Annotated in this window: 13 protein-coding genes; 10 read left to right on the top strand and 3 right to left on the bottom strand. The window is 44.4% G+C overall.

What is annotated here, in order from left to right; all coding sequences use genetic code 11:
* Window positions 1-324: 324 nt before the first annotated feature.
* Both ASG89_RS17400 and mnmA read right to left on the bottom strand, forming a co-directional pair.
* Window positions 325-1014: a hypothetical protein gene (locus tag ASG89_RS17400; protein WP_057311972.1), complete on the bottom strand. Its 690-nt coding sequence runs from the start codon at window positions 1012-1014 to the stop codon at window positions 325-327.
* A gap of 74 nt (window positions 1015-1088) precedes the next feature.
* Window positions 1089-2177, bottom strand: a complete 1089-nt coding sequence (gene mnmA, locus ASG89_RS17395; protein ID WP_057311970.1) for a tRNA 2-thiouridine(34) synthase MnmA — start codon at window positions 2175-2177, stop codon at window positions 1089-1091.
* A gap of 321 nt (window positions 2178-2498) precedes the next feature.
* On the opposite strand from mnmA, the gene cymR reads away from it, so the two are divergent.
* The 5 genes from cymR (at window position 2499) to ASG89_RS17375 (ending at window position 6060) form a co-directional block, all read left to right on the top strand.
* The gene (cymR, locus tag ASG89_RS17390; protein WP_057311968.1) at window positions 2499-2918 is read left to right on the top strand and encodes a cysteine metabolism transcriptional regulator CymR; all 420 of its coding nucleotides are present in this window, start codon (window positions 2499-2501) and stop codon (window positions 2916-2918) included.
* An 8-nt stretch (window positions 2919-2926) separates the two neighbouring features.
* Window positions 2927-4075: a cysteine desulfurase family protein gene (locus tag ASG89_RS17385; RefSeq protein ID WP_057311967.1), complete on the top strand. Its 1149-nt coding sequence runs from the start codon at window positions 2927-2929 to the stop codon at window positions 4073-4075.
* Between the two features lie 28 nt (window positions 4076-4103).
* On the top strand, window positions 4104-4625 hold the full coding sequence (locus ASG89_RS17380) for a PRC-barrel domain-containing protein (RefSeq protein ID WP_057311966.1): 522 nt from the start codon (window positions 4104-4106) through the stop codon (window positions 4623-4625).
* Window positions 4626-4632: 7 nt separating this feature from the next.
* On the top strand, window positions 4633-4836 hold the full coding sequence (locus ASG89_RS37745; RefSeq protein ID WP_028555750.1) for a hypothetical protein: 204 nt from the start codon (window positions 4633-4635) through the stop codon (window positions 4834-4836).
* Between the two features lie 153 nt (window positions 4837-4989).
* Window positions 4990-6060: an AI-2E family transporter gene (locus ASG89_RS17375; protein ID WP_057311965.1), complete on the top strand. Its 1071-nt coding sequence runs from the start codon at window positions 4990-4992 to the stop codon at window positions 6058-6060.
* A 424-nt stretch (window positions 6061-6484) separates the two neighbouring features.
* Here the strand turns inward: ASG89_RS17375 and ASG89_RS17370 are convergent, their stop codons facing one another.
* Window positions 6485-6706, bottom strand: coding sequence for a DUF3951 domain-containing protein (locus ASG89_RS17370; RefSeq protein WP_057311964.1), 222 nt, complete (start codon window positions 6704-6706; stop codon window positions 6485-6487).
* Window positions 6707-7118: 412 nt separating this feature from the next.
* Here ASG89_RS17370 and alaS point away from each other — a divergent pair, with 412 nt between their 5' ends.
* From alaS to ASG89_RS17345, 5 genes are all read left to right on the top strand, one after another.
* On the top strand, window positions 7119-9746 hold the full coding sequence (gene alaS, locus ASG89_RS17365) for an alanine--tRNA ligase (protein ID WP_057311962.1): 2628 nt from the start codon (window positions 7119-7121) through the stop codon (window positions 9744-9746).
* Between the two features lie 109 nt (window positions 9747-9855).
* Complete coding sequence (locus tag ASG89_RS17360) at window positions 9856-10116, top strand: IreB family regulatory phosphoprotein (RefSeq protein ID WP_028555746.1); 261 nt, start codon at window positions 9856-9858, stop codon at window positions 10114-10116.
* A 17-nt stretch (window positions 10117-10133) separates the two neighbouring features.
* Window positions 10134-10550, top strand: a complete 417-nt coding sequence (gene ruvX, locus ASG89_RS17355) for a Holliday junction resolvase RuvX (RefSeq protein WP_057311961.1) — start codon at window positions 10134-10136, stop codon at window positions 10548-10550.
* Between the two features lie 6 nt (window positions 10551-10556).
* A complete protein-coding gene (locus ASG89_RS17350; protein ID WP_057311960.1) occupies window positions 10557-10865 on the top strand; it encodes a DUF1292 domain-containing protein in 309 nt (102 codons plus the stop codon).
* A complete protein-coding gene (locus ASG89_RS17345; RefSeq protein ID WP_057311959.1) occupies window positions 10862-11161 on the top strand; it encodes a DUF1292 domain-containing protein in 300 nt (99 codons plus the stop codon). The genes ASG89_RS17350 and ASG89_RS17345 overlap by 4 nt, the downstream gene beginning before the upstream one ends.
* The last annotated feature ends 92 nt before the right edge of the window (window positions 11162-11253 follow it).

Here is an 11253-nt window from a genome sequence, read left to right as displayed (position 1 = left end):
TTTACCCTTTAGCAAAATTGGTCCAGTTCACACGAGATACAAAAAAACGAGAAACTGCGAAATGGCGAGTATTTATTAGAAAGACTCCATAATTAAGGGGCCGAACCGCTTTTTCCAGTTAAACAATATTTCCTATCACAAACCAGTATTCGAGTCACTTCAGTAACATTCCAAAACATCACTCCTCCAACTAAGTCACTTCAGCAACATACCAAAATCTCGCTCGCACTACTAAGTCACCTCAGCAAACAGTTCTATTCCCGCCACCACGCTATGCAATAATCAAACCCAACAAAAAAGGAGCACCCAAGGTGCTCCTTCCCACTACAACTTAAAAATCTTCCCCAAATACTTGCTAGCTCCCTCACTGTACCGTTCCTGCAGCAGTGTGCGCAGCTGAGCTTTAGCTTCAGGTGTTGGCAGTGTATTCTTCTCGATGCCATGCAGTTCCATCCAATGCGAAGCCGTCATGTAGCAAGTGCTGTTCCAGCCATTTTTCGTGCCATTGGCATTCAGACGCTCGCTAATCCCTGCAATCACGATATCCGCTTTACTCTGCAAGTCGATCAGAGCACGGTCGAACTCGGCCTTGGATTCTTTCGATTTCAAATCGGTTGCAGCGCGCAGAGCTTTGACATCGATGCCTTCATTGCCAGCAATAGCGTGATACACTTCTACAGCTGCTTTGGACAACTCGCCATCGGAATAACGCTCGTCTACCGAGTAGGGATCTTCCAGTAGGTTTTTAATCAAAGGAAATAGCTCAGAAGATATTAATAAGGGCTTCTTGGCGAAAAAACGTCCATAAGCCGCAAGACCGTCACCCGGAAGCCGATCTCTCCATAACCAAGGATCTGTTTCGAGTCCAGTATGCCATTGCTCATGGACCGTTAGGGATTCAAGAGAAGGATGCTCAGGGATAAAGGAAGAGAGAGGGAGAATACCAATTTCCTTAACGAGCCTCTTCACATCTTCATACGTATCAGCTTTTACCGTTACCTCATTCATCGCCATACACATTCTCCTCCACACAAGTCTATTTCACTAATTTCTTACCCTTTTATTTGATCTGCTCTAATCACAGCACGTCATTTATGTACCTTATCAATCACACCGCCGCCTAGACATACCTCACCGTCATAAAAGACAACGGATTGGCCTGGCGTGACTGCTTTTTGCGGCTTATCGAAGACAACTTCACAGTTGCCGTCGGGTTGCAAGGTAATTACAACGCCTTGATCCGCTTGGCGATACCGGAATTTGGCCGTGCACGTGAATGCACCATTTGGTTTCTTAGTAGAAATCCAGTTCACATCCGTTGCCGTCAGCCCCTTAGAGTAAAGCCCAGGATGCCCTTCACCTTGCACAACGAGCAATTCATTCTTCTCTAAGTTTTTGTCCACTACGAACCATGGCTCACCAGAGCCGGATCCACCAATCCCAAGGCCTTGCCTTTGGCCTAATGTGTAATACATTAACCCATCATGGCGCCCCTTGATTTCACCATTACGAATATCAACCATATTACCTGGCCGTGCAGGAAGGTATTGGCTGAGGAACGTTTTGAAGTCGCGTTCGCCAATGAAACAAATCCCTGTGCTATCCTTCTTCTTCGCTGTTGCAAGACCAGCTGCTTCAGCAATTTCACGTACTTTGGACTTGGGCAAATGACCGATCGGGAACATCGCTTTGGCAAGCTGCCCTTGATTAAGGACGTTAAGGAAATAAGTCTGATCTTTATTCGAATCATTTCCGCGCATCAACACGAATTCGCCGTCTTGTTCCTTCACTTGCGCATAGTGTCCAGTAGCAATGTAGTCGCCACCTAAATCGAGCACCTTCTGCAGCAATTCTCCAAATTTGATTTCACGGTTACACATGACATCTGGGTTTGGCGTACGGCCCTTGGTGTACTCGTCCAAAAAGTAGGCAAAAACTTTGTCGTAATACTGTTTCTCAAAATTTACTGTATAGAAAGGAATGTCGAGCTGGTCACAGACCCGTCTGACATCCTCTGCGTCTTCTTCTGCGGTACAATGACCAAATTCGTCAGTATCGTCCCAGTTTTTCATGAAAATGCCAATAACTTCATACCCTTGCTCCTTGAGCAGCAGCGCGGCAACGGAAGAATCGACACCTCCAGACATACCTAAGATGACACGTTTTTTTGTTTCCATAGCGTAAACCTCTTTTCCATCTTGCTTTACTTTGGTTGACCTGTATATTTTTGAACATTACTATTATACATGCCAATTGCTCAAATTTAAAATATTTCATGAGAATGTCATTGTTTTTCCCCCACAATACAAGGGTTTTATGATAACATAGATACGATATACGGATGTTTTGGAATGTTTTTGCGAAAAATGGAAACGCTGTTTACCTAGATAGGGACGACCCTGGCGTTAAAACATGGGAGCAATTTTTGTAAGCATCTCAAGTTTTAGCGATATATACAGACTCCTTGATGGCATATCATGTTGAATGAGGTGTTAATTTTGAAGATTTCCACAAAAGGTCGTTATGGACTAACGATCATGATGGAATTGGCCAACAGAGTGGGTGAAGGACCGACTTCACTGAAGAGCATTGCTGAGAGACATCAGCTTTCAGAGCATTATCTTGAGCAACTTGTAGCTCCTTTGCGGAATGCGGGTTTAGTCAAAAGTATTCGCGGAGCTTATGGTGGTTATATTCTTTCTAAATCTGCCGAGCAGGTAACTGCAGGTGAAGTTATTCGCGTACTTGAAGGGCCAATCTCCCCAGTAGATTTTACAGAAGAAGATGATCCGGCCAAACGAGACTTGTGGATTCGGATTCGTGATAGCATTGCAGAAGTGCTGGACTCCACAACATTGGCGAATTTGATTTCTTTTGAGGATAAAGGTAAAAACGATAATTACATGTTTTACATTTAAGGTGACACATGGAACCTATTTATCTTGATCATGCTGCAACAACGCCCGTACATGCCGATGTATGGGAGGCTATGTTGCCTTTCTATACAGCAAATTATGGTAATCCCTCCAGCACACACAGCTTCGGCCGTGCAGCAAGAACTGCGCTGAATCGCTTCCGTGATGGTATGGCGAAATCCTTGGGCTGTTTGCCTGGTGAGCTTATCTTTACAAGCGGCGGAACAGAAAGCAATAACATGGCGATCTTTGGAATCATGCATGGGGATCAAGCTGGCAAAAAGCATATTGTAACGACAGCGATTGAGCATCATGCTGTGCTTCATCCTTGTGAACAATTGGAAAGCCTTGGCTTTGAAGTTACATACGTCCCTGTAGGTTCAGATGGACTTATTCAAATAGAAGATGTGGAAGCAGCAATTCGTCCCGATACAGCTCTTATCTCTATGATGTATGTAAATAATGAAGTGGGGACCATCCAACCCATTGAGCAAGTAGGTCGGCTAGCTCGACAATGTGGCATTACCTTTCATGTCGATGCGGTGCAAGCTTTAGGGAAGATTGCCCTGAATCTTGCCGAACTGCCAGTCGATCTCGTGAGTTTGTCTGCCCACAAAATTTATGGTCCCAAAGGCGCAGGTGCCCTCTACGTCTCCAAGCATACGAAGTTGCTTCCTCACGTATTCGGCGGCTCGCAAGAACGCAAGCGCCGTGCAGGTACTGAAAATGTCCCCGCCATCGCCGGCTTCGCTAAAGCAGTTGAAACTATTCTTCCGCTCCAAGAACGCAACTACACACAGGCAAGTGAGCTTCGTGAACACATGATTTCCATCTTAGAACAGCAATTGGGCTGTGAAGGGTTTACGATTAACGGGCATAAGGCATGGCATGTCCCGCACATTTTAAACATTTCTTTTCCAGATGTTTCAACAGAAACGCTTTTAATGAATCTTGATTTAGAAGGGGTAGCTGCTGCAAGTGGCTCCGCATGCACGTCTGGCTCGCTTGAAGTTTCACATGTCTTACAGGCCATGAAACTTCCAGAAAATGTGACACACTCCGCTGTGCGATTTAGCTTTGGAATGGGGAATTCTAAAGAACAAATCGAAACGGCTGCCCATAAAGTTGCAACCATTATCCAGCGGTTGCGTAATAAGTAGTACTGGGTGGTTCTAGGAGGCGTCACGTTTGCGCAGAGCGCATGAATTAATAGGACTTCCTGTTGTAACCGTTGAGTCGGGTAAACAAGTTGGAGAAGTAAAGGATTTATTGATTGACCCAACGTGGAACATAAGCGGCATTATACTTGAAGCGAAGTCATGGTTCTCGTCCTTACGATACATTTCATGGGAGGGAATCGTTGCTGCCGGAGAGGATGCTATAACCATACCGAACGATAGTGTCATTTGCGAATTTGGGCAGAAGAATGAGTGCCATGCTTTTCTTGAGGGAAGCGACAAGATTAAGGGACTCCCGGTCATTACAGTGGGAGGGCACGAATTAGGCGTGGTAGAAGATGTTTATTTAAACCAGAATTGGGGAAAACAAATAGTAGGTTATGAATTGTCCGAAGGGTTTATTTCTGATTTAAAAGAAGGGCGAAAGTGGCTTCCCATGCCAGAATCGGCAACCATGGGGGAAGATGCGATCATCGTGCCTGGACATTGCGCTCAGGAAGTAGAAGAACTCTTCGTATCCAAAGAAGAATAGGGTGAGCATAATGCGTTGTCCAAACTGTAATTCCAAAGATATTGGAAAGATCGGTTCCCATCAATTTTACTGCTGGGGTTGCTTTATTGAACTCAGCGTAAACGGAGATAAAATGTCCGTTTATCAAGTCGAGGAAGATGGTACGTTAAGCTCTCTGGATGATTTGTTTTTTGAGGAAGAAGTTTCTCACATCCACGAGCACGTGAATTAAAGTTATATGTTGAAACGTTAGCGTTCAGGCGAGAATTCGCTTGAGCCCTAACGTTTTTTTGTCTTTCAGTGCCAATCAAGGGTTAATTTGGGCAGGTTGTACACATACTGTATGAGCGCAAGCTCGAATTCAGTGGACAGAGGTGGAGGCAGCATGGAACGATTTTCGAGTAATAAATGGTTTATAGGGCTGATTTATGCCTTATTAATCTTAGTCGGTTTATATTTGCTTCTGCTCATAAAACCTATACTAGTTCACCTTTTCACATTCCTAAAGGCTATTGTAATGCCATTTTTTATCGCGGTCATTATTTCGTATATCTTAAACCCAGTTGTCACGATCCTGAATAAACGGAAAATGCCGAGAACGATTGCCGTACTATTGATTTACGGCGTGTTTATCACTTCCGTGACGGTCATTATTATGAATATGACGCCGATGTTTGTGGAGCAAGCCGCTGAATTAAATGAACATATGCCGCAAATGGCGATGAAGGCGCAGTCACTTGTAGATGGCTTTAATCAAAATCAACTGCTGCCAGACAGCGTTCGAAATGGATTTAATCACTCTATTGGGAAACTGGAGTCGAAGATTTCCATGGCAGTTGCCAATTATATGAATCAAATTGGGACAACGATTAATATGCTGTTTATAGCTTTCATCGTGCCATTCCTAGCCTTCTACATCTTGAAGGATTTTCAAATTATTGAGAAAACAGTGCTAGCCATAGTTCCGTTGAAGCATCGCAAAAAAACCGTCTCTTTGCTCATGGACATTGATACGGCCCTTGGCAACTATATACGTGGGCAGCTCCTCGTGTGCGTGATAATTGGTGTGCTAGCGTATTTGGGCTACTGGTTGATCGGAATGCCATACCCGTTATTACTTGCCAGTGTTGTCGCAATCTTCAATATCATCCCGTATATGGGGCCTTTTTTTGGCGCGGCACCGGCCATTATTATGGCTTCGACTGTTTCGATGAAAATGGTGCTGTTCGTTGCACTTGTCAATTTGACTGTGCAAATTCTCGAGGGGAATGTGATTTCGCCTCAAGTCGTAGGTAAAACTTTGCACATGCATCCGCTGTTTATCATTTTCGCCTTGCTTGTTGGCGGAGAAGTGGCGGGGGTTGTGGGATTGATCTTGGCGGTACCCTTCTTCGCTGTATTGAAAGTCATCATCCAGCATGTATTCATCCACTTCGTTCATAAGCCAACAACCTAGGCGGTAATGGCGGAAGTAGTGGAAGTAGCAGAAGTGGCAGCAGTGTTGTAAACAGCCAGAAGACGCACAAAACCCCTTGAGCCATGACTTGCGGGATCATGGTCCAAAGGGTTTTGCACGAGGGTTGAGGAGTTAGAAAAGGGTGTGGCCCATACGTAAACCATTGAAATGGACTACGGAATAAGTGAGTAAAAACTTGCTGTAAATTTTCTATGCGATGAGAAAATTTCTATCGAAGTAATTCATTGATGAGCGACCGCGCCTAGCGGTAAATTTTATCGCCATTAAGAAAGCCGTTTTCAGGAACTGAAAACTTATACTTTCTTAAGTGGTAATGAAAATCATTATCAATAAACTTAGTATACTTCTATTGAGAATCATTGTCAATGGGGAGTTTGCTACTAATTTAATCGTAATTAAATGATTATTTCAGATGCTTGTCTTTATCATCGCCTTGGCTATCATCTTCTTCTTTTTGTTCCTTTTGTTCTTGGAACTCGACATGGGACTGCCCGGTGATGTAATCGAACGGATTGTAGCGGCTGTCTGGAATTTGCTTTCTAATGATGGTTTTCGCCATAATGTAAATGATTAAGACGAAAATGGGGAATATGAGTCCGAGCAAAGTAAGTGTTGAAATGTCCATGTGAAGCACCTCCATATGACGCTATTCTACCTTATAATGCCCTCATATTGACAGGCAACCCCCATAAAGTTATAATTTGCCTTATCTATATGTGAATTAAAGCGTTGATGAAACTTAGTAAGCCATAGCTCATCGTCAGAGAGAAGGTTCCGCTAAGCAGCGAATGCTGCGCAGATCGGCTGGAAGAACCTTTCGGTGCTAGGATGGCCCAAAGCTCGTTTCGGAGCGTGGATGAACTCCACCGGTTGGACCCGTTACAAATCCGCACAAGGAGATTGGATTCGCTCTATGCCGTAGGCTAAGGGAGCACGAAACCAATAACCAGGGTGGTACCGCGATGATTCGTCCCTGTTTGCTGCAGGGGCGTTTTTTGTTTTTTGTAAACTTATCCTAGATATGGAGGCTCACAGAGATGAAAGCAAGTGAAATTCGTTCAAAATGGTTGGAATTTTTCGCAAGTAAAGGGCATAAGGTTGAGCCGAGTTCCTCATTAGTTCCCCACAACGATCCATCCCTTTTGTGGATTAATGCAGGGATTGCACCGTTAAAGCCATATCTGGATGGACGTGAAATCCCAGAGAATCCACGGATTACGAATGCTCAGAAATGTATTCGTACCAATGATATTGAGAATGTAGGTAAAACGCGTCGTCACCATACATTTTTTGAAATGCTAGGGAACTTCTCGATTGGTGATTATTTCAAAAAAGAAGTTATTCCTTGGGCTTGGGAGTTCCTTACGGATCCGCAATGGATCGGCTTTGATCCGAATCGGATCTCGGTTACAGTTCATGAAGATGACGAGGAAGCTTTCGACATTTGGAACAAACAAATTGGCATTCCAGAGGATCGTATCTATAAGCTCAAAGAAGATAACTTCTGGGACATTGGTGAAGGTCCTTGTGGTCCTTGTACGGAAATTTTCTACGATCGCGGCGATAAATATGGTGACTTATCAGATCCAGAGTGCTGGCCAGGTGGTGAAAATGAGCGCTTCCTAGAAGTGTGGAACTTGGTATTCACGCAGTTTAATCATAATTCCGATGGCAGCTACACACCGCTTCCTAATAAAAACATTGATACAGGCGCAGGCTTGGAGCGTTTCGCTTCCATTCTGCAAGATGTTGATTCTAACTTTGATACCGATCTGTTCTTACCGATCATTGAGAAAACTTGTGAGTTCACAGGTGTTACTTACCATGTGAATGAAGAACATGATGTGGCCTTAAAGGTCATCGCTGACCATATCCGTACAGTAGCTTTCTCTGTTGGGGATGGCGTTCTTCCTTCCAACGAAGGTCGCGGTTATATCATTCGCCGGTTGCTGCGTCGGGCAGTACGCTATGGCAAAGTGCTTGGTTTGGATAAACCGTTCTTATTCAAGCTAGTGCCTACGGTTGGTGACATCATGGGTGTTTATTACCCTGAGGTTGTAGATAAGCGTGAGTTTATCGAGAAGGTGATTCGTACGGAAGAAGAACGCTTCCACGAGACGTTGAGCGACGGGTTAATCATTCTTGCTGAGATGGTTCAGAAAACGCAACAAGCGGGCTCAAATCAAATCAGCGGACCTGACGCATTCAAACTCTATGACACGTATGGTTTCCCATTTGATTTGACGGAGGATTTTGCGTCGGAGAAGGGGTTGACTGTGGATCGTGCTGGCTTTGATGCTTCCATGAAGGAACAGCGTGATCGCGCTCGTGCAGCTAGCAATAAAGAAGGCGGCATGAAGGTTCAAGGCGGACCTCTGTCCGAACTCACGATTAAAAGCGAATTTGTTGGATATAATGAATTGGTAGTAAGTAGCAATATCGAAGCGATTGTGCATGAGAATGAGCTCGTGGAGCTTGTTGGTGTTGGTGAGACTTGTCAAGTCGTTCTTGATCGCACACCTTTCTATGCAGAGAGCGGTGGTCAAGTTAGCGATCACGGTACGATTCGTAATGGTCAAGTGACCCTGCAAGTTGTCGATGTAATGAAGGCGCCGCATGGCCAACATGTACACAAGGTTATTGTTGAATCTGGCGTACTTCGTAAAGGTGACTCGGTAGAGGCGATTGTAGCTTCCGCACCACGTAAGGATATTATTAAGAACCATACTGCAACTCATTTGCTGCATAAAGCGTTAAAGGAAGTATTAGGCACGCACGTCAATCAAGCTGGCTCCTTGGTAGAACCAGATCGTTTACGTTTTGACTTCTCGCATTTTGGCTCCATTACCAGTGAAGAGCTGCAAGATGTAGAACAACGTGTGAATCAACAAATTTGGAATAGCACGAACGTTGACATTTCCCTCAAAGCCATTGCAGATGCGAAAGCAATGGGCGCTATGGCCCTATTTGGTGAGAAATACGGAGATATCGTTCGCGTTGTACAAGTTGGTGACTATTCCTTAGAGCTTTGTGGAGGCTGTCACGTTCAAAATACAAGCCAAATCGGCTTGTTCAAAATTGTAAGTGAATCAGGGATTGGCTCTGGCGTACGTCGGATTGAAGCCGTTTCTGGGCGCAGTGCTTATGAATATTTAGATGGTCAACTGCAGCTGTTAAAAGAAGCAGCAGGCCTGCTGAAGTCTAACATACCCGATGTTCCTAAACGTGTTGATGCTACCTTGCAGCAATTAAAAGAGCTTGCACGTGAGAATGAATCACTTCGTGGAAAGCTTGGTCGTATCGAGGCAGGTTCTCTTACAGATCAAGTGAAAGAAATTGCAGGTGTTTCCTTTCTGGCTGCGCAGGTCAATGCGGCTGATATGGATTCCCTTCGTAACATCGTTGATGAGATGAAAGGGAAATTAGGTTCGGCTGTTATCGTTCTTGGCGCTGCTACAGAAGATAAAGTCAATCTAGTTGCTGCAGTTACGCCTGACCTGGTTTCTAAGGGCTTCCATGCGGGTAAAATTATTAAAGAAGTCGCGGGGGCAGTTGGCGGTAGCGGTGGAGGTCGTCCTGACATGGCGCAAGCTGGCGGTAAGGATGCATCTAAATTGCAAGCGGCATTAGCGAGTGTCGAGGGGCTACTTTCTCAATTCGTATAATTATTTTTCGAATGGACAGGAATTTTTAAAACCATAGAGAATATATCCATGTATAACGCAAGTTTTTTCAATTATTTTACAAAGGTCACAAGGAAGTGGGGTGCTCCTGATGAGTTCCATGGACAAAACGATGAAGTTCAATGTGAAGGCGGAAGAGATCGAAACTTCGCCGAAGGATGTGTTGCTGGCGGTGTATGATGCTCTTCAGGAAAAAGGGTATAATCCGATTAACCAGATTGTTGGTTACTTGCTTTCGGGAGATCCTGCCTACATTCCGCGTCACAATAATGCGAGAAGCCTCATTCGTAAACGGGAACGGGATGAACTAATTGAAGAATTAGTTCGTGCTTATCTGGGTCAACACAAATAGAAGAAAAGAGAACCAGCATGAGATGGATGGGCTTGGATTATGGGGATAAAACCATTGGTGTCGCATTAAGCGATGAGCTTGGTTGGACGGCCCAAGGGTTTGAAGTGATTCGCCGCAATAAGCCGGGAGAAGACATCGAACGGCTTATACAGATTGTTAATGAATATGGTGTATCGCAGATTATTGTCGGGTTGCCCAAGAATATGAACAATACGATTGGACCCCGCGGTGAGATTGCGATTGCTTTTTCAGAAGAATTAAAACAAAAGATCAGTGTACCAGTACACCTATGGGATGAGCGCTTAACAACCGTAGCCGCGACACGGACGCTTCTTGAAGCAGACGTAAGCCGGAAGAAACGGAAGCAAGTCATTGATAAAATGGCTGCACAGCTTATTCTACAAGGGTATATGGATGCCAATATGAAGAGGTGAATGAACATGTCCAAAGAAGAATTGCGTGAAGAAGAACCAGAAATCATTTACATCCCGGACGATGAAGGCAACGAAGAAGAGTTCGAGGTTATCATGAAATTCGAAGTGGACGGTTCAGATAAGAAATATATGATGGTTGTGCCTACAGACGGCGGAGATGAAGAATCTGACGAAGTGTATGCATTCCGTTATGAAGAAGACGATGATGGTGAGGATTTGAAGCTATTCACCATTGACGACGAAGAAGAATGGAACATTGTGGAAGAAACGTTCAACACCTTAATGGCAGAGTTCGAAGAGGAAGAAGAAGCATGAGTTTGACAACACCTTCTGATGTATTGCGCAAAACTTACGGGGATGATATTCTGTTGTCTGACGACCAAAGTGAGTCGACGGTGTATCAACTTCTGAAAGAATTCGTCTATGAGAACCAAACGTATGCTGTTATGCAATCGGAAGCCTTGAAGAAGGAAGAAGAAGTTGCCCTTTTTCGTGTCATTTCAGGTGCTGACGGTGAATATGAACTAGTTACCATTGACGATGACGATGAATGGGAAACGGTTTCGGAGTTATACGACGAAATGGTTTTCCCTGAGCAGAATGACCTCTAAGAAGTAGATAACCGAGCGGATGATATCCGCTCGGTTTTGTTGTGCATATGGTTAATGCGAGTATGGTAAGCTACAGCCTAAGGTTTAATGAA

It is taken from the genome of Paenibacillus sp. Soil766, assembly GCF_001428105.1.
GTDB lineage: Bacteria > Bacillota > Bacilli > Paenibacillales > NBRC-103111 > Paenibacillus_E.
Note: the sequence above shows the minus strand (reverse complement) of the source record. Positions and strands in the feature narration are given on the sequence as shown.

Bases quoted from the DNA above. Each gene is read 5' to 3' on its own strand.
- ASG89_RS17350 (WP_057311960.1), top strand. From the start codon at position 10,557: ATGTCCAAAGAAGAATTGCGTGAAGAAGAACCAGAAATCATTTACATC.
- ASG89_RS17360 (WP_028555746.1), top strand. From the start codon at position 9,856: ATGAGTTCCATGGACAAAACGATGAAGTTCAATGTGAAGGCGGAAGAG.
- ruvX (WP_057311961.1), top strand. From the start codon at position 10,134: ATGAGATGGATGGGCTTGGATTATGGGGATAAAACCATTGGTGTCGCA.
- mnmA (WP_057311970.1), bottom strand. From the start codon at position 2,177: ATGGAAACAAAAAAACGTGTCATCTTAGGTATGTCTGGAGGTGTCGAT.
- ASG89_RS17345 (WP_057311959.1), top strand. From the start codon at position 10,862: ATGAGTTTGACAACACCTTCTGATGTATTGCGCAAAACTTACGGGGAT.
- ASG89_RS17370 (WP_057311964.1), bottom strand. From the start codon at position 6,706: ATGGACATTTCAACACTTACTTTGCTCGGACTCATATTCCCCATTTTC.
- ASG89_RS17375 (WP_057311965.1), top strand. From the start codon at position 4,990: ATGGAACGATTTTCGAGTAATAAATGGTTTATAGGGCTGATTTATGCC.
- ASG89_RS17400 (WP_057311972.1), bottom strand. From the start codon at position 1,014: ATGGCGATGAATGAGGTAACGGTAAAAGCTGATACGTATGAAGATGTG.
- alaS (WP_057311962.1), top strand. From the start codon at position 7,119: ATGAAAGCAAGTGAAATTCGTTCAAAATGGTTGGAATTTTTCGCAAGT.
- ASG89_RS17385 (WP_057311967.1), top strand. From the start codon at position 2,927: ATGGAACCTATTTATCTTGATCATGCTGCAACAACGCCCGTACATGCC.